Genomic DNA, 24,369 nt, shown 5'->3' on the forward strand with positions numbered 1-24,369 from the left:
TTACGCTGGCTATTGCTGAATGCGACCTGACGACAGCTGAGAGCGACGCCAGCACCTGTAGGAGCGAGCTTGCTCGCGAAGAACGTTAACGATAACGCCGGGCATCTGGATAAAACGCGGCGCCCTCAAGTTTTTCACGAGCACGCTCGCTCCTACAGCTTGGCAACGCGAGCTATGTGCTCAAGCCCCCCGTCATTGACCGACAGGGCCCGTGACTCGTTGATCACGCTGATCCAGTTCGCCTGCAAAAACAGCTGCATCAAGCCCGCCCCCAGCGCACCGCCCAGATGGGGTTGTTGCTGGCTCCAGTCGAAACAGTCGCAGGCCAGCGGCGATGCCAATGCCTGGGTAAAAATGCCCAGTTCCGCCAACGCTTGCACGCCCCTGGGCGTCACCTCGGTACGCTGCTCATGGCGCTCGATCCATCCGGCCTCAAGCATCCGTTGATACAGCTGCGCCGCCAGTTCACCGCCGAGGTGGCCGTGGCACCAGCGGGCGCGGCGCAGCAACGGCGGCGCTCGCAGCGCCGGTGGCAAAACATCCGGGGTGCTGCGGGCCGCGCTGGCCATGGTGGTGCTGGCCAATGCATCAATGGCGGTGCTGACATCAGCGGCCGCTAGCCTAAACAGGCGCTGGCCTCGCCGTGCCTCGATCCGCAACAGGCCGCTGCCGGTCAGCCGCGCCAAGTGTGCATTGGCTGACGCCGGCGACAAACCGGCCAGCGCTGCCAGCTCGTCTGAAGATTTCGCCGAACCGTCCATCAAGGCCCAGAGCATGGCCGTCCGTTTAGGCTCGGCGAGCAAGCTGGCGATCTGGCTGATGCAAGGTGCTGCTCCCATGTATTCACTCCCTGTTAAACCATTTTTTCTGCTGCGGTTGACGCCCAAGTATAGGTGCGCGGGCAGTAGGTTCCGCGGCGTCTGACAGTGCAGATCAGGACAGGAGACGAGTGAAACTTCCGAGCGTGGCGCAGGCTATTGACGGGAAACCATGCGTCCCGGTCGCTGCGCCGTCAATGTCGCACAGCGGGACACGAGCATGTCCCGCAGCAGATTGATGGGTTTACTCAATTGCGCACGGTGGGCGCACAGCAGGTTGAGCGGGGTGCGCTCGCCCTGCAGTTCCGGCAGGATCAAACGCAAGCGCCCGGCCAGCACATCGGTGCTCACATCCAGCCAAGACTTGTAGGCGATGCCCATGCCCGCCACCGCCCAGCGGCGCACCACATCAGCGTCATCGCTGAAGCGATCGCCGCTGACCGTCAGGCTTACGTGGCGCTTGCCATAGTAAAAACCCCAGTGGTCGTGGACGCGGCTGCCGAGCATGTACAGCAGGCAATTGTGCTGGGCCAATTGTTCCAGATGCCGCGGCTCGCCATGCCGGACGAGGTAACTGGGTGCAGCGCAGAGTACGCGAATATTGTCCGCAGCGATGGGCAGCGCAATCAGGCTGGAGTCTTCGGGTTCGCCGTAACGCAGGGCAATGTCCACGGGCTGACGGAACAAGTCAGCAATGCGATCACCGAGCAACAGGCGCACGTTCAGTTGCGGATGCTCCTGCTGGAACGCATCCAGCCACGGCAACAGTTGGTTGCGGCCAAAATCCGAGGGTGCCGACAATTGCAGCACACCACTGACGTGATCCTGGCCACTGGCCAATAGGCGCCGCCCTTCATCCAGCGCACTCAGTGACGCCCGTGCGTACTCCAGAAAGCCCTCACCTTCGGCCGTCAGCCGAAGGCTGCGGGTAGAGCGCGCCAGCAAGCGCGTGCCCAGTTGCTGTTCGATACGCTTGAGTGCAGCACTGGCCACCGCCGGTGACAGGTCCATGACCCGCGCCGCGGCCGACAGGCTGCCTAGGTCCGCTGCCCGCACAAACAACTGCAAATCATCAAAACGCAGCATGCATACCCGCTCATTATCAATATTTGGTTGAAACAGCCTGCTGTTTTAGCTGCTTTTATCAGCGTGGGAAATAGCCAATCATCTGCCCATCCCGTTACCCCGTGCCAGGAGTCGACTATGTCCACCGCTTTTAATGTCATCGCCACGCTGATCGCCAAACCCGGCCAGCACGCCACCCTGGAAACCCTGCTGCGCGGCCTGCTGGAACCGACCCGCCTGGAAGCCGGTTGCGAGCAGTACGACCTGCACCAGGACCTGCAACACCCCGAGACCTTCTACATGCTCGAGCGCTGGAGCGACGACGCTGCGCTGGCCGACCACGACCAGAGCGCGCATATCCAGAGCTTTCGCGCCAAGGCCGCCGATGTGATCGAACACTTCGAACTCAAGCGCCTGAAATTTCTCGCCTGATCCCGCCTTTTTTGTAGGAGCGAGCGTGCTCGCGAAAACCCAACGACGAGGCGCGAAACCAGAAACACCACGTCATCGTTGACGATCTTCGCGAGCAAGCTCGCTCCTACCTTGACCGTATTCACTTGGAGTCATCATGAAAGCCATTGCCTACTACGCCTCACTGCCGATCAACGATCCAGAATCCCTGCAAGACATCGAATTACCAGCCCCCGTTGCCGGCCCCCGTGACCTGTTGGTGGAAGTCAAAGCCATCTCGGTCAACCCGGTGGATACCAAGGTGCGCCAGAACGTCGCCCCGGAAAATGGCGCCGCCAAGGTGCTGGGTTGGGACGTGGCGGGTGTGGTCAAGGCGGTCGGCAGTGACGTGACGTTATTCAAAGTCGGCGACAAGGTGTACTACGCCGGTTCCCTGGTACGCCCAGGCGGCAACAGCGAACTGCACACCGTGGATGAACGCATCGTCGGCCATATGCCCCGAAGCCTGGGGTTTGCCGAAGCGGCCGCATTGCCGCTGACCGCTATCACTGCGTGGGAGCTGTTGTTCGAACGCTTGCAGGTCGCTGAAGGCAAAGACGATCAAGGCCAGAGCCTGCTGATCGTCGGCGCTGCCGGTGGCGTGGGGTCGATCCTGACTCAACTGGCCAACCAGCTCACGGCGCTGAAGGTCATCGGCACTGCCTCTCGCCCCGAAACCCAGGCATGGGCCAAGGCTCTTGGAGCGCACATGGTGATCGACCACAGCCAGCCGCTGAGCGAAGTGTTGAAACAGGCCGGGCACGGGCAAGTCACCCACGTTGCCAGCCTGACCCAGACCGAGCATCACTTGGACCAACTGGTCGAAGCGCTGCAACCCCAAGGCAAGCTGGCGTTGATCGACGATCCCAAGGCCCTGGATGTGAGCAAGCTCAAGCGCAAGAGCCTGTCGCTGCACTGGGAGTTCATGTACACCCGTTCGATGTTCGAGACGCCAGACATGATCGAGCAGCACAACCTGCTCAACCGCGTGGCCGAACTGATCGACGCCGGCACCCTGAAAACCACGGTGGGCGAGCACTTCGGCGTGATCAATGCGGCGAACCTGCGCCGCGCCCACGCCTTGCTGGAAAGCGGCAAGGCCAAGGGCAAGATCGTGCTGGAAGGGTTCTGAAAAAACGGCTGTCAGTGTCGTCCGTTATCCACGTAGGTAATGGACGACACCATTAGTCCGAGAGTTGATCCTTGTCATATTTATGAGCCCGTTCAGGTTTATATTGGCCGCCTTTGCCACGATTCTTTTACGTGAGGAAGTCAGCAATGAAAATCCTGATAAAAGCGTTAGCAAAATCCCCCGGCAGCCAATGGCAAGTTCGTCTCGACGGCGAGGCCATCACCTTTCGCAGTGAAGCCGAGGCCCGCGCCTTCGCCGACACGCTGCAGGCCCGGATCCAGGCTCCCCACCGATTCCCCCTCAACCAGCAACGTTCCGCTGGCTGAACCGAACGTCAGACCTGCGCCTGTACGGCCCTTGCCCGTTGCAGGCGCTGGGTCGCCATGGCAATGGTCACCGCCAGCACCCCGCAGAGGCAGATGACCATGGCCATCGGCATCGCCGTGCCGTCGTGCAACACACCGACCAACGACGCCGCGCCTGCCGCCACACCAAACTGAATGCAACCGAGCAACGCCGACGCGCTGCCGGCCCGAGTCCCCTGCCCGCTCATGGCACAGGCCGAGGTATTCGGCAAAATGCAGCCCAGGCTGGCGATGCAGATAAACAGCGGCACCAGCAACGGCCATAGCGCCTCGGTGCGCAACGCGGCAATTCCCAACAGCGTCAACGCCGCCGCCACGTACACCCACACGGTGCGCGACAGCAAAAACGCGGGGCCGCGCTTGGCGAGCAATCTTGCGTTCAGTTGCGCCACCAGGATAAAGCCCGCGGCGTTGGAGCCGAACAACCAGCCGTAATGCTCGGCCGGCACGCCATAGAGCTTGATAAATACGAAGGGGGAGCCGGCGATGTAGGCAAACATCCCGGCAATCGAGATGCCGCCGGTCAAGGCATAGCCCAGGTACACCCGGTCTGACAGTAGCGAGCCGTAGCGGCGCAACGAGCCCGACAACGGCTGACGCGGCTGATCGGCCGGGAAGGTTTCCGGCAACCCGACCGCCACGGCGATGGCCGCCATCACGCTGAACAACGACAACGCCAGGAAAATCGACTGCCAGCCCCACACGCCGACCATCAGGCCACCGGCCAATGGCGCCAGGATCGGGGCCAGGCCGGTCACCAGCATCAGTTGCGAATACACCTTGGCCGAGCCCACGGCATCGCATTTGTCACTAACTACCGCCCGGGAAATCACCATGCCCGCACACCCGCCAAGGGCCTGCACGAAGCGTGCACCAATCAACCATTCCAGGGACGGCGCATACGCACAGGCGAAGGACGCGAGGGTAAACAGGGTGACGCCGCTGAGCAGCGGCACACGCCGGCCAAAGCGGTCGGCCAGCGGCCCGTAGATCAATTGGCCAATAGCCAGGCCCGCGAAATACACCGCCAGGGTCAGCTGGATATGTTTTTCATCAGTGGCGAAGGCCGTGGCCATTGCCGGAAAGCCCGGCAGGTAAAAGTCGATCGCCAACGGCGCGAAGGCGCTCAAGGCGCCCAGAATCAGGATTATGCGAAGGTTCATCAGACACCCAAGTGAGTCGGCAGCTCAACAGTCTAGCCGCGCTTGGGTGCCATGAACATTACGTTAGGTGGCTAACGATCAGAAAAATCACGCCAGCTTGGCGCTGTAGCCTTCTTCGGTTATCAGGCCGATCACGTCATCTGCAGATAAGCGGCTTTCCACACCCACTTCTTTCGCTGCCAAATCCACCTTTACACTCGCCGCCGGATCCTTGCTCTGTACCGCCTGGGTCACCGCTTTAACGCAGTGGCCGCAGGTCATTCCTTCAACGCTGAATATTTGCATGACATGACTCCTTTGATGAGGTTGAGCCCAGTGTCGAGCTTGCCATGATGGCAAGGTCAAGTTCTCAGTATTTCTGCCGGGCTGGTATTCGGCGGCGACGTCGGCCAAGCTTCAACCTTCCTAGCTGTGAACCACGGAGCATTCGCCATGCGCTGGTTGTTTTTTGCCCTTGCCGGCCTGATGAGCTTGCCTGCCGCTGCGCCCCAGGCCCTCGCTGCTGAAGATTATGCGGTGCTGATTATTTCCCGCGAACGCCTGGAAGTGCCGACCCACTGCGAGATCGGCCTGTATATCCAGGACCAACTGGCCGGGCGTCTGTTCCAGGAACAGGCCACCGCCTTCAACCTTCCCCCTGGCGATGTGTCGTTGCGCCTGAAAGTGTTGCCGAGCCAGGCCCCCGGCTGTCTGCCAGGCATGCTCGCGCCACCCGCGCAGAACATCACCTTGAAAGCCGGTGACGTACGCAAATTACGCATTGCCCAGGGCCCGGACGGCATGTACCTCAAAGCCGCGGCATTGGAATACTGAAGGGGCTTGACCTTCCCCACAGGTTAAGGTTGATCCTAGTGGCAACTTCTTCTGGAGGACTGCCCCATGAATGGATCCACCACCTTTGACCTGCCCATCGGCGGCATGACCTGTGCCAGCTGTGCCGGGCGGGTCGAACGCGCGCTGGGCAAGGTGCCGGGCGTGCAACGTGTCAGCGTCAACCTGGCCAATGAACGCGCGCACATCGAAGTACAGGGCCAGATGGACCCCAGCGTGCTGATCGCCGCTGTTGACAAAGCCGGCTACACCGCCACCCTGCCCCAAAGCGAAACCGCCACCGACGCCGATCAAGCCCGACGCCTGCGCCGCGAGCGCTGGTCGCTGGTGGCGGGCATTTTGCTGGCGTTGCCCTTGGTGCTGCCGATGCTGGTAGAACCCTTCGGCCTGCACTGGATGCTCCCCGCCTGGATACAGTTTGCCCTGGCCACACCGGTGCAATTCCTCCTGGGCGCGCGCTTTTATGTCGCCGCGTGGAAAGCCGTGCGCGCCGGCGCCGGCAATATGGACCTGCTGGTGGCGATCGGCACCAGTGCCGGCTACGGCCTGAGTATCTACGAATGGCTCACCGCCGCCCCAGGCGTGACGCCGCACCTGTACTTCGAAGCCTCGGCGGTGGTGATCGCTCTGGTGCTGCTGGGCAAATACCTGGAAAGCCGCGCCAAGCGCCAGACCGCCAGCGCCATCCGCGCCCTTGAAGCCTTGCGGCCGGAACGGGCGATCCGCGTGCAGGACGGCCGCGAAGAAGACGTCGCCATCAGTGCGTTGAAGCACGGTGACCTGGTGCTGGTCAAACCCGGCGAACGCTTCCCGGTGGACGGTGAAGTGGTGGAAGGCCTGAGCCATGCCGATGAAGCGCTGATCAGTGGCGAAAGCCTGCCGGTGCCCAAACAACCCGGCGATGCGGTCACCGGTGGCGCCATCAACGGTGAAGGCCGTTTGCTGGTGCGCACCCTGGCCCTGGGCGCAGAAAGTGTGCTGGCGCGCATCATCCGCCTGGTCGAAGACGCCCAGGCCGCCAAGGCACCGATTCAGAAACTGGTGGATAAAGTCAGCCAGGTGTTCGTGCCGGCCGTGCTGGTATTGGCGCTGATTACCGTGGTGGGCTGGTGGCTGTACGGCGCCTCCCTGGAAACCGCCATCATCAATGCGGTCGCCGTATTGGTGATCGCCTGCCCTTGTGCCTTGGGCCTGGCCACGCCGACCGCGATCATGGCCGGCACCGGCGTCGCCGCGCGCCATGGCATTTTGATCAAGGACGCCGAAGCCCTGGAGCGTGCCCACGCCGTGAGCGCCGTGGTGTTCGACAAAACCGGCACCCTCACCTCAGGCGCGCCCAACATTGCGCATTTGGCGGCCGTGGATGGTGACGAAGCCCTATTGTTGCAACAGGCCGGCGCCTTGCAGCGCGGCAGTGAGCACCCACTGGCCAAGGCCGTGCTGGATGCTTGCCGCGAAAAAGGCTTGGACGTGGCCGATGTGAGCGCCAGCCAATCCCTCACCGGGCGCGGCATTGCCGGTACGCTCGACGGTCGGCCACTGGCTCTGGGCAATCGCCGCTTGCTGGAAGAAACCGGCCTGGACGCAGGCGACTTGGGCCCGCGTGCCAAGGAATGGGAAGCCGAAGGCCGCACCTTGTCCTGGCTGATCGAGCAAGGTGCGCAGCCGCGCGTGCTGGGGCTGTTTGCCTTTGGCGACACGCTCAAGCCCGGCGCGTTGCAAGCCGTGCAACAACTCAAGGCGCAGCACATCAGCAGCCACCTGATCACCGGCGATAACCACGGCAGTGCACGGGTGGTGGCCGAGGCCTTGGGCATCGACGATGTGCATGCCGAAGTACTGCCCGCCTATAAAGCCGCTGCCGTGGCCGAGCTGAAAAAAACCGGCGTGGTGGCCATGGTCGGCGACGGTATCAACGATGCACCAGCCCTGGCCGCTGCCGATATCGGCATCGCCATGGGCGGCGGCACCGACGTGGCCATGCACGCCGCCGGTATCACCTTGATGCGTGGCGACCCGCGCCTGGTGCCGGCCGCCCTGGAGATCAGCCGCAAGACCTACGCGAAAATTCGACAGAATCTGTTCTGGGCCTTTGTGTATAACTTGATCGGCATTCCCCTGGCCGCCTTCGGCCTGCTCAACCCGGTACTGGCTGGCGCCGCCATGGCCTTGTCCAGCGTCAGCGTGGTGAGTAACGCCCTGCTGTTGAAAACCTGGAAACCCAAGGACTTGGAGGATCAACGCCCATGAACATCGGCCAAGCCGCCCGCACCAGCGGGCTAAGCGCGAAGATGATTCGCTACTACGAAGCCATTGGCCTGCTGAAAACCGCCCACCGCACCGACAGCGGCTACCGGGTGTACGGCCACGACGACCTGCACACCCTGACGTTCATCAAGCGCTCGCGGGACCTGGGGTTTTCACTGGAAGAAGTCGGCAAGTTGCTGACCCTGTGGGAGGACCGGCAGCGGGCCAGCGCCGACGTAAAAGCCCTGGCGCGCCAGCACATCGACGAGCTGAACCACAAGATTCGTGAGCTGGGGCAACTACGCGATACCTTGCAGGACCTGATGGAGCACTGCCAAGGCGATCACCGGCCCGATTGCCCGATCCTCAAGGAGTTGGCCGCGGGCAATTGCTGCGCCTGACAGACCGTACGCAATGATCGCTCCCACGCTCCGCGTGGGAATGCCGCTTTCGACGCTCCGCGTCACGCTTTGGGACGCAGAGCGTCCAGGGATGCATTCCCACGCAGAGCGTGGGAACGATCAATGTGGGAGTTACTGCATCCAAGGCGGCGGCGGTGGCTCGTCCGGCACTTTGCTCGGTGGCGCGTCATCCGCCGCGCGAATCGCCTGGCGACGCTCTTCATCCAGCCGTGCCGCTTCGATTTCACGGATCACACCGCCCACATCCGCCAGTTCTTCCGGTTCGTCGAACTCACCGGTCAATACACTGGCCGGGTGCAAGGTGCCGGCTTCGTACAGCGCCCACATTTCCTTGGCGTACTTGGTCTTCTTCAACTCCGGGGCAAAACGCCCGAAGTAGGAAGCCATGTTGCCGACGTCGCGCTCCAGCATGCTGAACGCGTGGTTGTTGCCCGCCGCATCCACCGCCTGGGGCAGGTCGATGATTACCGGGCCCGTAGGCGTGAGCAGTACGTTGAACTCGGACAGGTCACCGTGCACCAGGCCGGTGCACAGCATCAGCACGATCTGGGAGATCAGGAAGGCGTGGTATTCGCGCGCCTGGTCCGGCTCCAGCACGACGTCATTCAGACGCGGCGCCGCATCGCCGTATTCGTCGGCCACCAGTTCCATCAACAGTACGCCTTCGAGAAAGTCGAACGGCTGGGGCACACGAACGCCCGCACCGGCCAGGCGAAACAGCGCCGCCACTTCCGCGTTCTGCCAGGCATCTTCGGTTTCTTTCTTGCCGAACTTGGAGCCCTTGGCCATGGCTCGTGCCTGGCGGCTGTTACGGACCTTACGGCCTTCCTGGTATTCGGATGCCTGACGAAAACTTCGTTTATTCGCCTCCTTGTAAACCTTGGCGCAACGCAATTCATTGCCGCAGCGCACCACATAAACAGCTGCTTCTTTACCACTCATCAGAGGGCGCAGCACTTCGTCGACCAGACCGTCTTCGATCAGGGGTTCAATGCGTTTAGGAGTCTTCATCAGCTTTTATTGTGGGTCCTGTATTACCAAACACGCGTGTGGAACTCGTTATACGGCAATCGGCTCGCCGGGGGGAGAGGCTACTGACCTCTGACCCCTTGAGAATGCATTCAATGGGCCAATTTTGTCGGCAATCAGCGTTCGATAATCGCCGTCACGCCTTGGCCACCGGCGGCACAAATGGAAATCAGCCCACGGCCCTTGCCCGCCGCATCCAACAATTTAGCCAAGTTGGCGACGATCCGCCCACCGGTGGCGGCAAACGGATGGCCCGCCGCCAGGGAACTGCCCTTGACGTTGAGCCGGCTGCGGTCGATCGACCCCAGCGGTGCGTCCAGGCCCAGGCGGGTCTTGCAATAGTCGGCGTCTTCCCAGGCCTTGAGCGTGCACAGCACTTGGGCGGCGAAGGCCTCGTGGATCTCGTAGTAATCAAAGTCCTGCAAGGTCAGGCCGTTGCGCGCCAGCAAGCGTGGCACCGCATACACCGGCGCCATCAACAGGCCCTCGGCGCCGTGGACGAAATCCACCGCCGCTGCTTCGCCATCGCGCAGGTAAGCCAGGATCGGCAGGCCGCGCTCCTTGGCCCACGCCTCGCTGCCCAGCAGCACCAGAGAGGCACCATCGGTCAGGGGCGTGGAGTTACCGGCGGTGAGCGTGCCCTTTTCGCTGCGCTCGAAGGCCGGCTTGAGGCTGGCGAGTTTTTCCAGGGTCAGGTCGGGGCGCAGGTTGTTGTCGCGGGTGAGGCCGAGAAAGGGCGTGAGCAAATCGTTGTGCCAGCCTTCGGCGTAGGCCGCCGCCATCTTCTGGTGGCTCTCCAGCGCAAGCTGGTCCTGCTCGGCGCGGGGGATCTGCCAGGTCTGGGCCATCAGCTCGCAGTGCTGACCCATGGACAAACCGGTGCGCGGTTCGCCGTTGCGCGGCAGTTCCGGCTTGAGGTGATGAGGACGAAGTTGTAACAGGAGTTTTAATCTATCTCCCAGGGATTTGCTGCGGTTGGCTTGCAGCAGGATCTTGCGCAGCCCTTCATTCACACCAATCGGTGCATCCGAGGTGGTGTCCACCCCGCCGGCAATGCCGCATTCGATCTGGCCCAGGGCGATTTTATTGGCCACCAGCAGCGCCGCCTCCAGCCCGGTGCCGCAGGCTTGCTGGATGTCGTACGCAGGGGTTTGCGGTGACAGGCGCGAGCCGAGCACGCATTCACGCGTCAGGTTGAAATCACGGGAATGCTTGAGCACCGCGCCGGCGGCCACCTCGCCCATGCGCAGGCCGTGCAGGTTGTAGCGCTCGATCAGGCCCTCCAGCGCGGCAGTCAGCATCGCCTGGTTACTCGCCGTGGCATAGGGGCCATTGGAACGGGCGAAAGGAATGCGGTTACCGCCAATGATCGCTACACGGCGCAATTGAGTCATGGAAAGCTCCCTTGTGGTGGTGGGTGGAATCATCAAGCCTAGCCTAGGCTCAATCGAACGACTGCCACCCCAGGGTGGTCAACCTTTGAACCCCAGCCTTCGGAGAGCGTTCCATGTCTGACCGTTATATCGACTTCGCCAACTCAAGCCTCGGCCATCGCCTGGTCGCCGCCATTGGCCTGCCGTCACCGGTACGCCTGGAACGCTGGCAAGCCGGACGCCTGCGCCCGGTCGAAGGCGCCCTGCTGCTGGGCGGTGGCGCATTGGCAACCCAGGTGCTGGCATTTGCCAACCGACTCACCGACGCCGTCTACAGCTACGGCGCCGAAGCCTCGACAGCGCCCGCGTGGATTCCAGGACACGGCCCCAAGCTCAAGGCGGTGGTGTTCGACGCCAGTGCTTTGCAACACACCGAGCAGCTCAAGCAACTGCGCGAATTCTTCCAACCGCTGCTGAAAAATCTCGACCACAGTGCACACTTGGTAATCCTTGGCCGAGCGCCGGAAAGCCTCAGCGACCCCTTCGCCGCTAGCGCCCAGCACGCCCTGGAAGGCTTCAGCCGCTCCCTGGCCAAGGAGCTGCGCAGCGGTGGCGTGCTGCAGTTGCTGTACGTGGGCGACGGCGCCGAAGACCAGTTGGAAGGCGCGCTGCGGTTTTTCCTCTCGCCCAAAAGCGCTTATATCTCCGGCCAGGTGATTCGCCTGGCGGCCTGCGATACCCCGGTGCAAGATTGGACGCGCCCGCTGGCCGGGCGCAAGGCATTGGTTACCGGCGCCGCTCGAGGCATCGGTGCCTCCATCGCCGAAACCCTGGCCCGCGACGGCGCCGAGGTCATTGTGCTCGATGTGCCCCAGGCCAAGGCCGACCTTGAAGCCCTGGCCGCACGCCTGAATGCGCGCACGGTGGTGCTGGATATCTGCGCTGAAGATGCCGCACGCCAACTGATCGAGCACCTGCCAGACGGGCTCGACATCCTGGTGCACAACGCCGGCATCACCCGCGACAAAACCCTGGCCAACATGACCCCGGAATACTGGGACGCAGTGCTGGCGGTCAACCTCAAGGCTGCGCAAGTGCTGACCAAGGCCCTGCTCGACAACGACACCCTGCAAAACAACGCTCGGGTGGTGTTGCTGGCCTCCATCAGTGGCATCGCCGGCAATCGTGGGCAAACCAACTATGCCGCAAGCAAGGCCGGATTGATCGGCCTGGCTCAAGCCTGGGCGCCGCTGTTGAAGGAACGTGGGATCAGCATCAACGCCGTTGCGCCTGGGTTTATCGAAACCCAGATGACCGCGCATATCCCCTTCGCCCTGCGTGAGGCCGGGCGCCGCATGAGTTCCCTGGGTCAAGGTGGCTTGCCCCAGGATGTAGCCGAAGCCGTCGCCTGGCTGAGCCAGCCGGGCTCCGGTGCGGTCAGCGGCCAGACGCTGCGAGTGTGTGGGCAAAGTCTTCTGGGAGCGTAAGCATGCAATGGCAAACGTTGGACAGCACCCCGTCTCTACTGCCGCTGTATTGGCGCGCGGCGCTCAAGCGCAAGATCACCGGCAGCACATTGCCCGAACGTGGGTTGCGCTGCCGGATAAGTGTCAATCCCGGCGCGGTTGCGGCTTATCGCAAGGTATGCGGCTTTGCTGACAGCCCGATGCTGCCCGCGACTTATCCGCATATCCTCGCGTTCGGCCTGCAACTGCAATTGCTGACGGACAAGACTTTTCCATTTCCACTGCTGGGGTTGATCCACCTGCGCAATCGCATCCGTATTCATCGGCCTTTGGGTGGAGTCGGTGACGTGAGTGTCGGTGTCTACGCACGCAATCTCAGCCCCCATCCCAAGGGGGCCACCTTTGACATCGTCACCGTTATAGAGGATGCCCTTGGGCTCTTGTGGGAAGCCGAAAGCCAAATGTTATGCCGGGGCGTGAAGCTGGAAGGCGAAGCCCTGGAGAGCGGATTGCAAACCCCAGGCACGCTCACCGAATTGACGCGCTGGAAAGCGCCCACTGACATAGGCCGCCGCTACGCACGCGTGTCTGGCGACTACAACCCCATCCACCTTAGTGCGCCTACCGCCAAGCTGTTCGGTTTTCCCCAGGCCATCGCCCACGGGTTGTGGAACAAGGCCCGCACCCTCGCGGCGCTGGCAGAACACTTGCCGGCCGCCAATATTGAAATTGACGTCGAGTTCATGAAGCCGGTGCGCCTGCCCAGTGAAGTGATATTAATAAGTAGCGCGGCCGGTTCCAGCGGAGGGTTGGAACTCAAAGGCGCTGGGGATATTCAACACATGCGGGGCAAGTGGCAGCCGATTTCCTGAAAACCCCCTGATTAATTGTATATATACACCCTAAGTTATAGCGGACCTTGAGAGGTCCGCCGCTTTTTTATAAGCCTTTGATTTTAATCATCTAAACAATCCGAAACACCCTCCCATTACACCTTTGGTATTAGTTCCTAAGCCGACTAAGCCCGGGTGTATATAAATCGTTAATACCAAGTTGAGCATTGCGTGAAAGAGTGCCCTGGCCTGAGATAGCCACACGGACAAACCTATTGTTATCCAAAGAAATAACGAGGGTTTGAAACAACCAAGGTTGTACCAGGTGCAAGGAACTCAATCATGAAAACTCAAGTCGTGTTTTGGAAAGCAAGTACCGCGCTGGCCCTCGTTCTGGCAATGAGCCTGGGCGGCTGCAGCAGCGGTGGTGGCGGGCATAAATCCAGCGTGGCGGCGTCATCGCCGGATGCGGGTGCAGGCGCCGGAGGCGGCACAGGTGGAGGTACTGGTGGCGGTGATGGCGGTACAGGCGGTGGGACCGGTGGTGGCACAGGCGGCGGTGACGGCGGCACTGGCGGTGGAACCGGTGGTGGCACGGGCGGCGGTGACGGCGGCACTGGCGGTGGAACCGGTGGTGGCACGGGCGGTGGTGACGGCGGCACTGGCGGTGGTACTGGTGGCGGCACTGGCGGCGGCACCGGCGGCGGTACTGGCGGTGGTACTGGTGGCGGCACCGGCGGCGGCACTGGCGGTGGTACTGGTGGCGGCACCGGCGGCGGCACTGGCGGTGGTACTGGTGGCGGTACTGGTGGCGGCACTGGCGGCGGCACTGGCGGCGGCACTGGTTCGACAACCACCCCACTGGTCACCGGCCAGATCGCCGGCACCCTTGGCACCACAGTCGGCAATGTCGGTACAGCGGTCGGTAACCTGGGTTCGACGTTGAATGGCGTACCCATCGTCGGCGCAACCGCTGGCGGCCTGGTCACCTCGGCAGGCACCGCTGTTAACAGCATCGGCACTGGCGTAACCGCCGGCTTGGGCTCACTGGGCACCAACACCAACTCCCTGGGCACCACGGTAGCAGGCGTAGGTAATGGGGTGGCCGATTTGGGCGGCGGCCTCTCGACCACCGGCCAATCACTGTCAACCACCCTCGGGGGAGTACCCGTCGTCGGCGGTGTGACAGGCGGAGTAGGCACTGCGGTAGGTGGCGTTGTGGATAAAGTCGGCACCACCGTCACCATGCTCGGCGATACCCTCAGCACGGCCAGCACCACGGGCCCACTGGGTTCATTGACCAATACCTTAGGCAGCAAAGTAGTGGTGCCTGTAGTGTCGCTGGTGGAAAACACCACCGGCAACCTGGGCAACGCAACCGGCCTGGGCGCTCCACTCAATGGCGTACTGGATAAAGTCGGTTCGGCTGTCACTGGCCTGGGTACTCAAGTCGCCAGCACTGGCGGCACGGGCAACCCGGTCACCGGTATTGTCGGCACCGTGCTCACTGGCGTCGGTGGCACACTGGATAAATCGGGCGGTTATGTGGCCCCAACCGGTGGCACCTCGGCTCCCGGCATTCCAGAGCTGGTGGGTGGCCTGGTGGCTAACGTGGGTACCGGCCTGAACGTGGGCAACACCAACGGCACTGTCAGTGCAGCGGGTGTGACCGGTGGTGCAGTCGGCGGCACCGTTGCGTCGCTGGGCACTGTGCTGGGTGGCACAGGTGTAGCAAACACCGCAGCTACCGCACCGGTCGCCACCGTGGCGGCCAATGTCGGCGCAGCGCTCAACCCTGTGACCAGCGGCGTCACCAACCTGACGCAAACCATCGGCACGACTACCGGTGTGGGTGCTCCGGTGAATGGTTTGGTCACTCAAGTCGGCGGCGCAGTCAGCAGCTTGGGTACCAACCTGACGGCGGCCAACGCCAACCCGATCACCAACGCGGTAGGCACCACCGTCACAGCGGTCGGCGGCACCGTCGCCTCGGTGGGTGGCCTGGTGACGGGCGGCACCACTGGCGGCACCAGCGGTGGTTTGCTCGGTGGCCTGAATATCGGCACCACCGCCACAGCAACCGGCACGGCCACAACCACAGGCGGCACTACGGCCACTGGCGGTCTGGGCGGTTTGTTGAACGGCCTGACCGGCAAATAGAAATGCACCTGGCCGATTAGACGGCCTCCCCTACAGCGCCTACGCTTGGTTGAGACGAGAGACCTTTAATAAGTCTCTCGTCTTTTTTATGGGCGGCGACACGCTTTATCAATCGCCACCCTCCCGAACCGAGTCCCAGAACCCGGCGGGCCCGAAGCGCTGCTGCAGTTGACCATGGAGTGTCCTATGCGCGTGTTGACGCCGTTGTTATTGCTCACCCTCAGTGCCTACGTCCAGGCCGAGACCCTTCCCAGCTTTCTTAACAGCAACGACACTGTCCGCACCCTGCCGGTGCCCAACCTGCCCGCCGACGCCTACCGACCACCCTCGTCGAAAACCCAGGTACCTGAAGCGCCACCGACTGCCGGTCAGCCGCTGTTGATGGACACCAAGGTCACTATTCGAAAGTTGCAGATCGAAGGCGGAACGGTCTACCCGCTCGCCGAGACGGCACAGGTGTATGCGCCGTTGATTGGACGAGAAACCAACCTCGCCCAACTGATTGAAGCGACCCGTGGGATCACCCGCCGTTACCAGGAGGATGGCTACCTGCTGTCCTACGCGTTCCTGCCGCAACAGAATTTCGAAAACGGCCTGGTCCGCGTGGTACTGGTGGAGGGCTACATCAAGGACTATCAACAAACCGGCGACATCGGTTCGGTGTCGGCCTACGTCGATAAACTCGCGCAGAAGCTCCTGGCTGAGCGCCCGCTGACCCGCAAGACTTTCGAGCGCTACACCACGCTGATGAGCCGCATCCCCGGCCTCAGCGTACAGGCGCAAGTACCGCCACCGGGCACCACTGATGGCGCCACGCACATGCAGATCCAGGCCAGCCGCAAACCTTTCACCACCAGCATGAGCCTGGTGCAAAAAAGCCGTGGCGGCACGCAAGCGTTGCTGAGCGCCACCAGCAATTCCCAGACGTCCATGGGCGAGCAGCTCAGCGTCAGCGGCCTGTTCCCACCCGGCGAGGACAAAGAACACTACTACCGTGTGGACTACAACCAGTTCATCAACGCCGAGGGCACCCAACTGGCACTCGCCGCCGAACGCTATCGCGCCGACCCCAACAGCAGCGTGCAACTGGACGGCGGTTTCGAACTCAAGCCGCACCAGTCCATAGACCGCTACTCCATTGGCCTGAGCCATCCGTTCATCGCCTCCCCCACCGAGTCGCTCACCCTGGGCACGCGCCTGTACGCGGTCGACCAGACCACGCGCTATAAACTGGTGGGCTACCCGCTGCGTTTCGACATCGAATCCAACCTGCGCGCCCTGGCCTTCGAAGGCGATTGGCGCAAAGCCGACGCGCAACGCCTGCGCATCATCAGTGGTGGTCTGTACCAGGGCATCGACGGTCTGGGCGCCAAGGCCCGCAGTGACCTGGGCGTGGCCAAACCCGACCTCGACTTCTTCCGCCTGCGCCTTTCCGGCGTGCAAAGCGACAAGTTCTTCGACAACTGGCAAGGCGTGTTGTCCGGTGCGCTGTACTGGAGCGACAACACCCTGCCCGACAGCGAACGCGTGACCTTCGGCGGGCAGAATTTCGGCCGTGGCTACCCGGACGACCAAGGCTCGGGCGACAAGGGCTGGGGGGTGGCGTACGAGGTCAACTACAGCTTCAACCGCACCGGCAACTGGGTGAAGATCCTGCAACCCTACGTCGTAGTCGACCGCGCCAAATCCTGGTTCAACGACCTGCCGGTCAAGGCCAACGACATGTCCTCGGCGGCGGTGGGTTTACGTTTTGGCGACAAGAAGTACTACAACATCGCGCTGGAGGCGGCCAAGCCAATGTCGGATATCGCCCTGGACAGCTTTAATCGCAGGCCGCGATATACGCTGAGTTTCAGTTATCAACTGTGATGAGGGCACCTGTAATCAACGTGGGAGCGGGCTTGCTCGCGAAGGCAGTGTGTCAGTCAATGAATCTTTAACTGAACCACCGCTATCGCAGACAAGCCAGCTCCCACAAGGGTCTGTGTTGCTCACAGAATCAGTGCCCGACACAGATCCCAGCGACCTGACAGCCGAACCCCCTCTACCTGAGCCCCCGCAATCAAACGGTGGGAGCTGGCTTGCCTGCGATGACGGCCGGACAGTCGACGACTAAGTGCCTGGCACCCCACGAGCCAAATGTGGGAGCGGGCTTGCTCGCGAAGGCAGTGTGTCAGTCAATGAATCTTTAACTGAACCACCGCTATCGCAGGCAAGCCAGCTCCCACAAGGGTCTGTGTTGCTCACAGAATCAGTGCCCGACACAGATCCCAGCGACCTGACAGCCGAACCCCCTCTACCTGAGCCCCCGCGATCAAACGGTGGGAGCTGGCTTGCCTGCGATGAGGGCCGGACAGTCGGCGACTAAGTGCCTGGCACCCCACGAGCCAAATGTGGGAGCGGGCTTGCTCGCGAAGGCAGTGTGTCAGTCAATGAATCTTTAACTGAACCACCGCTATCGCAGGCGAGCCAGCTCCCACATTTGATAAGCGGTGCCGGTCCGTTACCGACCAGGTGTAGAGAGGGGAAACAGGCTATTGAGGGTATCGAGCAAGCGAGCCAGGTAGATCGGCTTGCGAAACAGATCCAGCACCTGCAAGCGCAGCATATCGCTGACATCATCCATTTCCGCATGGCCAGACATCACGATCACAGGCAAATGCGAGCGTGAGGTGTGTTCGCGCAGGCGCTTGATCAAGGAGATACCGCTTTCCTCGGGCATGCGCAGATCGGTGATGACCAGGGCGATATCGGGGTGAAGTGTCAATTCTTGCAAGGCGAAGGTGACGGAAGTCGCGGTAAAACAGACGAATCCCTCGTTTTCGAGGGATTCGGCCAACTCGATCAGCGCATCCTCCTCGTCATCCACCAATAGGATTTGTTGGCGGGATGACGAAGGGTGGGTCATGGGCGGTACCTTATAAAGAGAATCGCCAAAACAATTACAGACAACGCTGCATGTTAAGTCGCCGCCGGCAAGGCGTCTGACACTTTCTGGAAGACACCTTTGATTTTATCGCCAAGTCCAGTGCCAAAGCCAATGATAACCAACGCAACTATCGCCACAATAATCACATATTCAATGGCCGACGCCCCGTCTCTACGGCGCAGGAATAACTGAGCGTGAATGTAAAATTTCAAGAACAGGTCAAGGATCATATGAGATCTCCTTCATGCGCCACAAAGCGCCGATACAGCTGGCCCGCACAATGATTGCCGTGTGCCACTAGAGCATTGTCAACAAATTTAACACTCACAACTGTAAGAACGAATTAATCATAAAGTATTAGTCGCCGCGCCAGCCCCACAAATCCGTTATTTACAGCCCCCGCTTTAACCGCGCAGATAAATTTTTCATTCAGTAATGGCAATTTGTCCTAGCTGGGCTACCTTCAAATAGCCAAATCGTTAGTTGTTCATCACAGCCCAGTTGCGAATTTAACTCGTTTGGATTAACGGGAATAAAAGCAGTGCAACAGGATAGGGAGCGCCGTCATGAACAGTCGTATCAGCATGGTCCTGGCTGGCTTGCTGCTTATCGGAGCCCTGGTTGCAGGGTATTGGGGCCTGGTGCTGAGCCGTCCGCAGGCACCCGCCGTAGCGCCCTCGCCAGCACCTGTCATTTCCGTTGAAAAAACCGTTGCTGTCGTGGAAGACCAGACCCGCCAGCCGGTCGTGGTGCTGGTGCACGCGGTTGCGCCTTTTGTGCCCCTCACCGCTGCCGATGTCGCCGTGGAAAAACTGCGCACCGTGCCGGCTGGCAGCCTGACCAGCGTTGACCAAGCCATCGGCCGCACGCCCTTGCGGGCCCTGGGTGCCGGCACCTGGCTCAATGATGAGAGCTTCACCGCCGGCGGCCCCCTGGCCCGCATGATTCGTACAAACGAACGCGCACTGGCCGTCGCCGTCGATGAGGTCATCGGTGCCGGTGGCCAGTTGAGCCCCGGCGATTACGTCGATGTCTTGCTGTTCTTGCGCCAGGACAATGCCAATGCCGAGCAGTCGGCGCAGGTGGTCATCCCAGCGATTCGCCTGCTCAGCGTCGGCGACCAGTTGGGCTTGGCCAACGACGGCACCCCGGCCGTACCGCCACCCGGCACCGCCGAAGAACGCGCCCAGGCTGCCCAACGCCGCACTGCCGCGCGCAGTGTGGTGCTGGCGGTGCCCGAACCCTTGCTGAGCCGGCTGATGCTCGCCTCCCAAGCCGGCACGCTGCGCCTGGCCGTGCGCAGTGCCGACGAACAATTGCTCAGCCGCTACTGGGCCGGCGAAAGCGACACCCCGGACAAGGTGCAAAGCGCCAACCGCGACCTCTACCAATTCACCCAATTGGCCCTCAGCGGCCCGCCAAAAAAAATCACCCCCGCGGTGGCCGACACCGGCCAGCGTCGGGGCGTCGAAGTGATTCGCGGCGCGGCGGCGGCACAACCTACCCCCTGATTGAACAAGGATGCCTTGAATGAGCCAACGCTACGCTCAATTGGCCTTGGCCTTGATGCTGCCGTGCCTGCCCCTGGGCATGGCGATGGGCGCATCGGGCAACTGCAACACCCTGGGCCAACTGCCCGCTGTGATCGAGGTGGGCGAAGGCTTGCAGACCGAGCTGCAATCGCCGGTAGCGATTACACGCCTGGCTATCGGCGATCCGAAAATCGCCGACGTGCGGGTCAACGGCGACCGCCACTTTCTGCTCACCGGTGTCGGCAGCGGTGCCACCAGCCTGATGGTGTGGACCGGCTGCTCGACCACGCCGCGTCAGAGCATGGTGTTCGTTAAAGGCAAGGCCACCTCGGCGCTGACCAGCCAATCGCTGTCGCCCTCCGAAGACCCGACGCTGCCCAGCCAGGTGCAGACCGATATTCGCTTCGTCGAGGTCAGCCGCACCAAGCTCAAGGAAGCCAGCACCAAGATCCTGGGCATGGGCAACAATTTCTTCCTCGGCAGCCCAAGCTTGCTGTCCCCTTCAGAGGGCATCTTCAAATTGCCGGTGAGCGCTGACAGCTTCAACATCGGTTTTGGCGGTGGCCGGGTCAAGGCGCTGATCAACGCCCTGGAAAGCAGTGGCTTCGCCTACACCCTCGCACGCCCGAGCCTGGTGGCCATGAGCGGCCAGAGCGCAACCTTCCTGGCCGGCGGCGAAGTGCCGATTCCGGTGCCCAGTGCCGGCAGCGATACCATCACCATTGAGTACAAGGAGTTTGGCATTCGCCTGACCCTCACGCCCACGGTCATCGACCACAACCGCATCGCCTTGAAGGTCGCCCCGGAAGTCAGCGAGCTGGACTACAACAACGCGATCCGGATTGAGGGCATCCAGGTGCCTGCCCTGACCGTCCGACGCACCGACACCAGTGTGTCACTGGCCGATGGCGAAAGCTTTGTGATCAGCGGCCTGATCAGCAGCACCAACCGCTCCACCATCGCCAAGCTCCCGGGCCTGGGCGATATCCCGATCCTTGGTGCGTTTTTCCGCGACTCCAATATCAACAGCGAAGAAAAAGAACTGCTGATGATTGTCACGCCGCATCTGGTCCAGCCACTGGCTGCCAATGCGCAGTTGCCGTCGCTGCCCGGCGAGAAACTGCGCACCTATGACCCGAATTGGTTCCGGCTGTTCTTCCTGGAAAACGGCAACTTCGACCGTCGCAGTGGACTTTCCCAATGAGCGATAGCCTGAGCCAGACCTTCCTGGCAATCACCCGCAACAGCACCGACCTGGAATGGCTCCAAGGTGCACTGGCGCCCCTTGGCCAAGTGATCAGCGTGGGCGGCGGCAGCCTCGATGAATTGCTGGCACTGGTGGACGTGACCTTCGCCAACCTGGTGTTCGTGGGCCTGGACCGTGAACACCTGGTGGCTCAGAGCGCCTTGATCGAAGGCGCCCTGGAAGCCAAGCCGATGTTGGCGGTGGTGGCCTTGGGCGACGGCATGGACAACCAGTTGGTGCTCAACGCCATGCGTGCCGGTGCGCGGGATTTTGTCGCCTATGGCTCGCGCTCCAGCGAAGTGGCCGGGCTGGTGCGGCGCCTGAGCAAGCGCTTGCCGCCCACCGCGCCGAACGCCCACCTCGGCGGCCTCACCGTGCTCTACGGTGCCCAGGGCAACACCGATGGCGCCTTGCTGGCAAGTCACTTGGCGATGGTGGTACAAAAAAGCGGCCAGCAGACGCTGATGCTCGACCTCGGCCTGCCCAGGGGCGACAGCCTGGCGCTGCTGGGCCTGGACAGCACCTTCAATTTCGGCGACGCCTTGCGCCACCTGCGCCGCCTGGACGCCACGCTCATCAACAGCGCCTTCACCAGCACCGACGACGGCCTGCGGATCCTTGCCTACGCCGCCAGCGATGAACCCTTGGAAATGACCAGCGCCGCCGAGCTGTACATGTTGCTCAGCGCCTTGCGCCAGCATTTCCAGCACATCGTGGTCAACCTCACCGGGCAAGCGGACAGCGAAGCCCTGCGTACCTTTGTCAGCCACTGCGACAAGTTGCTGTGGTGCACCGACCAGGGCGTGCTCGACTGTCGGCGTAACCTGGCGGTGCTGAACCTGTGGCGCGAAAAAGGCATGAAGCTCGACCATGCCAAGCTGCTCGTCGATCGCTACATCAAAGCCTGTGCCCCCGACACCGAAGCCCTGGAAAAAAGCTTCGGCCTGGAGTGCATCGCCGTGCTGCCCCTGAGCCCGGAAGTGCGCCTGAACGCCAAAAACCAGGGGCAAAGCCTGTTCACCCTGGCCCCCCGCGAAGCCTTGACCCAAGCCCTGCGTCACCTGGGCGAGCGCCTGGCCAAACGTACCGAAGGCTTGGATAAACCCTCGACACGCTGGTTCGAACGCCTGCTGGGGGCGAGTCGATGAACGGCGAAAAACTCTTCGGCGCCCCGGCCCGTGGAAGCGCCGCGCACAACGACCATGATGGCCTGAAACTGGTGCTGCATCGCTACATCATCGATGCCATCGAAGAGTCGGGCCAGAATCTGCTGGAAGGCTCGCGCCAATCCCTGGCGCAATTTGTCATCGACAAAGTGGCCGAATACATCACGCGCATGCACCTGGCGATCTCGCGCTATGAAATGGAGCGCCTGGCCGAGGAAATCGTCGACGAGCTGACTGGCTTCGGCCCGCTGGAAGTGCTGCTGCGCGATGTGTCGATCACCGAGATTCTGGTCAACGGCCCGCACCGGGTGTTTATCGAGCGTGACGGAGTACTCCATCAGAGCGATCTGCGTTTTATCGACGCGCACCATGTAGAACGCGTCATGCAGCGCATTCTCGCGCCCCTTGGAAGGCGCCTGGATGAGTCGTCACCGATGGTCGATGCGCGCTTGCCAGATGGCAGCCGGGTCAATGCGATCATCCCGCCGATTGCCCTGGACGGCCCCTGCCTGTCGATCCGCAAGTTTCGCAAGGACATGCTCAAGAGCAGCGACCTGGTGGCGATGCAGACCATCGACCACCCTATTTTCGAGTTCTTCCAGGAAGCGGTGGGCAAGCGCTGCAATATCCTCATCAGTGGCGGCACAGGCACCGGCAAGACCACGCTACTCAATATCCTCAGCCAATTGATCAACCCCCACGAACGCCTGGTCACCATCGAAGACGTGGCCGAGCTGCAACTGGGCCACCCCCACGTGGTGCGCCTGGAAACCCGCCCGCCCAATGCCGAGGGGCATGGCGAGGTCAAGGCCAGCGACCTGATTCGCAACGCCCTGCGGATGCGCCCGGACCGCATCATCCTTGGCGAGATCCGTGGCGTCGAAGTGCTCGACGTAATGACGGCCATGAACACCGGCCATGACGGTTCCATGAGCACCGTGCACGCCAACAATGCCCAGGACGCGCTATTGCGCCTGGAAACCCTGGTGGGTCTGACCGGCCGTGTGGTGGCGGAGAAAACCCTGCGGCAGATGATCTGCGCCGCACTGGATGTGGTGATCCAGTTGACGCGCCTGCCCGATGGGCGCCGTTGCGTCAGCGAGGTGGTAGAAGTGGTGGGCGTGCGCGACGACGTGTATGTCACCAACACCCTGTTCCGCCTCGACCGCCGTACCGGTTTTGGCTTCCTGCGCGAAGCGCTCAACCCGGCCGGCGACAAGCTGCGGCGTGAATCGGCATTGCCGTTGTAGAGAGGGCTTATGACCGGACTTGTCTTGCTGCTCATTTGCATCCTGCTGATCAGCCTGTCCGTCTGGCTGTTCCAGCGAGGGCTGCGCCAGGCCGGTACCGATCGGGTGCTGGAGCGGCTCTCCGATGGCCAGCCGGTAGCCCAGGAGCCGAACGGCAGCTGGGTTGCGCTGGAGCGCATGTTCCAGCGCGCCGGCCTGGGCAAGCCCACCGACCGCCTGGGGTTGTGGCTGAGTGGCTGGACCGCGGGCATGTTGCTGGGCTATCTGCTGGCCGGCGGGCTAGGCCTGTTGGCCATGCTGATCCTGCCGCCGCTGCTGTTGCGGGTGTATATCGCCTGGCGCTACCAACGGCGAGTGCAGCGCATGGTCGAACAATTACCGCAGCTGCTGGACCACAGCGTGCGCAGCCTCAAGTCTGGGCGCACCCTGGCAGACGCCGTTCTGGGCGCAATCGACAGCACCGAAGCGCCGCTCAAACAGGCGATGAGCCGCATCCAGCGTAACGTGCAAATGGGCGTGAGCCTGCCGGAGTCGGTCAGCGACTTTGCCGAGTTTTACGAACGCGATGAGTTCCGCCTGTTTGCCCTGGGCCTGAAGGTCAACCACCGCTACGGCGGCAACGCCAGCGAGCTGCTGGAAAACCTGATCAAGATGATCCGCGAGCGCGAACAGGGTGCGCGCCAACTCAAGGCCATGACCGGCGAAACGCGCATGACCGCCTATGTGCTGGCGGGCTTGCCCATCGCCATGGTCGGCTACTTTTTGATGGTCAACCCAGGCTACCTGATGAGCATGTGGAACGACGGTACAGGGCGCTACCTGCTGCTGGCCGCGGTGGCGCTCGACATCACGGGCACCTTCGTCATGTGGCGCATGTTGCGGAGTATTTGAG

General features: G+C 62.1%; 23 protein-coding genes. 15 read left to right on the plus strand and 8 right to left on the minus strand.

Annotation, left to right across the window (positions count from 1 at the left end; all coding sequences use genetic code 11):
• Positions 1–152: 152 nt before the first annotated feature.
• The gene (locus MHH62_RS13200) at positions 153–839 is read right to left on the minus strand and encodes a helix-turn-helix transcriptional regulator (RefSeq protein ID WP_020301942.1); all 687 of its coding nucleotides are present in this window, start codon (positions 837–839) and stop codon (positions 153–155) included.
• Positions 840–974: 135 nt separating this feature from the next.
• Positions 975–1,904, minus strand: a complete 930-nt coding sequence (locus tag MHH62_RS13205) for a LysR family transcriptional regulator (protein WP_339233019.1) — start codon at positions 1,902–1,904, stop codon at positions 975–977.
• A 117-nt stretch (positions 1,905–2,021) separates the two neighbouring features.
• Here MHH62_RS13205 and MHH62_RS13210 point away from each other — a divergent pair, with 117 nt between their 5' ends.
• The 3 genes from MHH62_RS13210 (at position 2,022) to MHH62_RS13220 (ending at position 3,791) form a co-directional block, all read left to right on the plus strand.
• Complete coding sequence (locus MHH62_RS13210; RefSeq protein WP_003188253.1) at positions 2,022–2,315, plus strand: putative quinol monooxygenase; 294 nt, start codon at positions 2,022–2,024, stop codon at positions 2,313–2,315.
• Positions 2,316–2,451: 136 nt separating this feature from the next.
• Positions 2,452–3,465: a zinc-binding alcohol dehydrogenase family protein gene (locus tag MHH62_RS13215; protein ID WP_073454533.1), complete on the plus strand. Its 1,014-nt coding sequence runs from the start codon at positions 2,452–2,454 to the stop codon at positions 3,463–3,465.
• A 146-nt stretch (positions 3,466–3,611) separates the two neighbouring features.
• Positions 3,612–3,791 (plus strand): hypothetical protein, encoded by a 180-nt coding sequence (locus MHH62_RS13220; RefSeq protein WP_014716767.1) that lies wholly within the window; start codon positions 3,612–3,614, stop codon positions 3,789–3,791.
• An 8-nt stretch (positions 3,792–3,799) separates the two neighbouring features.
• Here MHH62_RS13220 and MHH62_RS13225 read toward each other — a convergent pair whose 3' ends face one another.
• Both MHH62_RS13225 and MHH62_RS13230 read right to left on the minus strand, forming a co-directional pair.
• Positions 3,800–4,993: a multidrug effflux MFS transporter gene (locus MHH62_RS13225; RefSeq protein WP_019817879.1), complete on the minus strand. Its 1,194-nt coding sequence runs from the start codon at positions 4,991–4,993 to the stop codon at positions 3,800–3,802.
• 87 nt (positions 4,994–5,080) lie between these two features.
• Positions 5,081–5,278: a cation transporter gene (locus MHH62_RS13230; protein ID WP_014716765.1), complete on the minus strand. Its 198-nt coding sequence runs from the start codon at positions 5,276–5,278 to the stop codon at positions 5,081–5,083.
• 147 nt (positions 5,279–5,425) lie between these two features.
• On the opposite strand from MHH62_RS13230, the gene MHH62_RS13235 reads away from it, so the two are divergent.
• The 3 genes from MHH62_RS13235 to cueR all read left to right on the plus strand — a co-directional run bounded on the left by MHH62_RS13235 (position 5,426) and on the right by cueR (position 8,472).
• The gene (locus MHH62_RS13235) at positions 5,426–5,806 is read left to right on the plus strand and encodes a hypothetical protein (protein ID WP_014716764.1); all 381 of its coding nucleotides are present in this window, start codon (positions 5,426–5,428) and stop codon (positions 5,804–5,806) included.
• 66 nt (positions 5,807–5,872) lie between these two features.
• Complete coding sequence (locus tag MHH62_RS13240; protein ID WP_339233020.1) at positions 5,873–8,074, plus strand: heavy metal translocating P-type ATPase; 2,202 nt, start codon at positions 5,873–5,875, stop codon at positions 8,072–8,074.
• Complete coding sequence (cueR, locus tag MHH62_RS13245) at positions 8,071–8,472, plus strand: Cu(I)-responsive transcriptional regulator (protein ID WP_014716762.1); 402 nt, start codon at positions 8,071–8,073, stop codon at positions 8,470–8,472. Before MHH62_RS13240 ends, cueR begins: the two co-directional genes overlap by 4 nt.
• A 132-nt stretch (positions 8,473–8,604) precedes the next feature.
• Here cueR and MHH62_RS13250 read toward each other — a convergent pair whose 3' ends face one another.
• Complete coding sequence (locus MHH62_RS13250; RefSeq protein ID WP_014716761.1) at positions 8,605–9,504, minus strand: PA4780 family RIO1-like protein kinase; 900 nt, start codon at positions 9,502–9,504, stop codon at positions 8,605–8,607.
• Between the two features lie 134 nt (positions 9,505–9,638).
• Positions 9,639–10,916 (minus strand): acetyl-CoA C-acetyltransferase, encoded by a 1,278-nt coding sequence (locus MHH62_RS13255; RefSeq protein ID WP_014716760.1) that lies wholly within the window; start codon positions 10,914–10,916, stop codon positions 9,639–9,641.
• 113 nt (positions 10,917–11,029) lie between these two features.
• Between MHH62_RS13255 and MHH62_RS13260 the strand changes: the two genes are divergently transcribed.
• From MHH62_RS13260 to MHH62_RS13275, 4 genes are all read left to right on the plus strand, one after another.
• Positions 11,030–12,382: a 3-oxoacyl-ACP reductase gene (locus MHH62_RS13260; protein WP_014716759.1), complete on the plus strand. Its 1,353-nt coding sequence runs from the start codon at positions 11,030–11,032 to the stop codon at positions 12,380–12,382.
• 2 nt (positions 12,383–12,384) lie between these two features.
• Positions 12,385–13,233 carry a MaoC/PaaZ C-terminal domain-containing protein gene (locus tag MHH62_RS13265; RefSeq protein ID WP_020301947.1) on the plus strand — a complete coding sequence of 283 codons (849 nt, stop codon included), beginning with the start codon at positions 12,385–12,387 and terminating at the stop codon, positions 13,231–13,233.
• Between the two features lie 303 nt (positions 13,234–13,536).
• On the plus strand, positions 13,537–15,354 hold the full coding sequence (locus tag MHH62_RS13270; protein ID WP_081088342.1) for a collagen-like triple helix repeat-containing protein: 1,818 nt from the start codon (positions 13,537–13,539) through the stop codon (positions 15,352–15,354).
• 186 nt (positions 15,355–15,540) lie between these two features.
• Positions 15,541–17,223: a POTRA domain-containing protein gene (locus tag MHH62_RS13275; RefSeq protein ID WP_330209897.1), complete on the plus strand. Its 1,683-nt coding sequence runs from the start codon at positions 15,541–15,543 to the stop codon at positions 17,221–17,223.
• Between the two features lie 634 nt (positions 17,224–17,857).
• Here the strand turns inward: MHH62_RS13275 and MHH62_RS13280 are convergent.
• Positions 17,858–18,262, minus strand: a complete 405-nt coding sequence (locus MHH62_RS13280) for a response regulator (protein ID WP_072434937.1) — start codon at positions 18,260–18,262, stop codon at positions 17,858–17,860.
• A 53-nt stretch (positions 18,263–18,315) separates the two neighbouring features.
• Positions 18,316–18,513: a Flp family type IVb pilin gene (locus MHH62_RS13285; RefSeq protein WP_003188231.1), complete on the minus strand. Its 198-nt coding sequence runs from the start codon at positions 18,511–18,513 to the stop codon at positions 18,316–18,318.
• Between the two features lie 336 nt (positions 18,514–18,849).
• On the opposite strand from MHH62_RS13285, the gene cpaB reads away from it, so the two are divergent.
• The 5 genes from cpaB to MHH62_RS13310 are packed head-to-tail and all read left to right on the plus strand — an operon-like array spanning position 18,850 to position 24,368.
• Positions 18,850–19,794, plus strand: coding sequence for a Flp pilus assembly protein CpaB (gene cpaB, locus MHH62_RS13290; RefSeq protein WP_137271577.1), 945 nt, complete (start codon positions 18,850–18,852; stop codon positions 19,792–19,794).
• 19 nt (positions 19,795–19,813) lie between these two features.
• Positions 19,814–21,019 carry a type II and III secretion system protein family protein gene (locus tag MHH62_RS13295; RefSeq protein WP_014716753.1) on the plus strand — a complete coding sequence of 402 codons (1,206 nt, stop codon included), beginning with the start codon at positions 19,814–19,816 and terminating at the stop codon, positions 21,017–21,019.
• Complete coding sequence (locus MHH62_RS13300; protein ID WP_019818342.1) at positions 21,016–22,209, plus strand: hypothetical protein; 1,194 nt, start codon at positions 21,016–21,018, stop codon at positions 22,207–22,209. The genes MHH62_RS13295 and MHH62_RS13300 overlap by 4 nt, the downstream gene beginning before the upstream one ends.
• Positions 22,206–23,477, plus strand: coding sequence for a CpaF family protein (locus MHH62_RS13305; protein ID WP_014716751.1), 1,272 nt, complete (start codon positions 22,206–22,208; stop codon positions 23,475–23,477). The genes MHH62_RS13300 and MHH62_RS13305 overlap by 4 nt, the downstream gene beginning before the upstream one ends.
• 9 nt (positions 23,478–23,486) lie before the next feature.
• On the plus strand, positions 23,487–24,368 hold the full coding sequence (locus MHH62_RS13310; RefSeq protein WP_014716750.1) for a type II secretion system F family protein: 882 nt from the start codon (positions 23,487–23,489) through the stop codon (positions 24,366–24,368).
• Position 24,369: the final 1 nt, after the last annotated feature.

The organism is Pseudomonas sp. FSL L8-0168, from assembly GCF_037976155.1.
Classification (GTDB): Bacteria; Pseudomonadota; Gammaproteobacteria; order Pseudomonadales; family Pseudomonadaceae; genus Aquipseudomonas; species Aquipseudomonas paracarnis.

Coding starts and splice junctions, on each gene's coding strand:
- MHH62_RS13270 (WP_081088342.1), top strand. CDS start 13,537: ATGAAAACTCAAGTCGTGTTTTGGAAAGCAAGTACCGCGCTGGCCCTC.
- MHH62_RS13205 (WP_339233019.1), bottom strand. CDS start 1,904: ATGCTGCGTTTTGATGATTTGCAGTTGTTTGTGCGGGCAGCGGACCTA.
- MHH62_RS13280 (WP_072434937.1), bottom strand. CDS start 18,262: ATGACCCACCCTTCGTCATCCCGCCAACAAATCCTATTGGTGGATGAC.
- cueR (WP_014716762.1), top strand. CDS start 8,071: ATGAACATCGGCCAAGCCGCCCGCACCAGCGGGCTAAGCGCGAAGATG.
- MHH62_RS13260 (WP_014716759.1), top strand. CDS start 11,030: ATGTCTGACCGTTATATCGACTTCGCCAACTCAAGCCTCGGCCATCGC.
- MHH62_RS13235 (WP_014716764.1), top strand. CDS start 5,426: ATGCGCTGGTTGTTTTTTGCCCTTGCCGGCCTGATGAGCTTGCCTGCC.
- MHH62_RS13220 (WP_014716767.1), top strand. CDS start 3,612: ATGAAAATCCTGATAAAAGCGTTAGCAAAATCCCCCGGCAGCCAATGG.
- MHH62_RS13285 (WP_003188231.1), bottom strand. CDS start 18,513: ATGATCCTTGACCTGTTCTTGAAATTTTACATTCACGCTCAGTTATTC.
- MHH62_RS13210 (WP_003188253.1), top strand. CDS start 2,022: ATGTCCACCGCTTTTAATGTCATCGCCACGCTGATCGCCAAACCCGGC.
- MHH62_RS13265 (WP_020301947.1), top strand. CDS start 12,385: ATGCAATGGCAAACGTTGGACAGCACCCCGTCTCTACTGCCGCTGTAT.
- MHH62_RS13255 (WP_014716760.1), bottom strand. CDS start 10,916: ATGACTCAATTGCGCCGTGTAGCGATCATTGGCGGTAACCGCATTCCT.
- MHH62_RS13240 (WP_339233020.1), top strand. CDS start 5,873: ATGAATGGATCCACCACCTTTGACCTGCCCATCGGCGGCATGACCTGT.
- MHH62_RS13310 (WP_014716750.1), top strand. CDS start 23,487: ATGACCGGACTTGTCTTGCTGCTCATTTGCATCCTGCTGATCAGCCTG.
- MHH62_RS13250 (WP_014716761.1), bottom strand. CDS start 9,504: ATGAAGACTCCTAAACGCATTGAACCCCTGATCGAAGACGGTCTGGTC.
- cpaB (WP_137271577.1), top strand. CDS start 18,850: ATGAACAGTCGTATCAGCATGGTCCTGGCTGGCTTGCTGCTTATCGGA.
- MHH62_RS13305 (WP_014716751.1), top strand. CDS start 22,206: ATGAACGGCGAAAAACTCTTCGGCGCCCCGGCCCGTGGAAGCGCCGCG.
- MHH62_RS13215 (WP_073454533.1), top strand. CDS start 2,452: ATGAAAGCCATTGCCTACTACGCCTCACTGCCGATCAACGATCCAGAA.
- MHH62_RS13300 (WP_019818342.1), top strand. CDS start 21,016: ATGAGCGATAGCCTGAGCCAGACCTTCCTGGCAATCACCCGCAACAGC.
- MHH62_RS13200 (WP_020301942.1), bottom strand. CDS start 839: ATGGGAGCAGCACCTTGCATCAGCCAGATCGCCAGCTTGCTCGCCGAG.
- MHH62_RS13275 (WP_330209897.1), top strand. CDS start 15,541: ATGCGCGTGTTGACGCCGTTGTTATTGCTCACCCTCAGTGCCTACGTC.
- MHH62_RS13225 (WP_019817879.1), bottom strand. CDS start 4,993: ATGAACCTTCGCATAATCCTGATTCTGGGCGCCTTGAGCGCCTTCGCG.
- MHH62_RS13295 (WP_014716753.1), top strand. CDS start 19,814: ATGAGCCAACGCTACGCTCAATTGGCCTTGGCCTTGATGCTGCCGTGC.
- MHH62_RS13230 (WP_014716765.1), bottom strand. CDS start 5,278: ATGCAAATATTCAGCGTTGAAGGAATGACCTGCGGCCACTGCGTTAAA.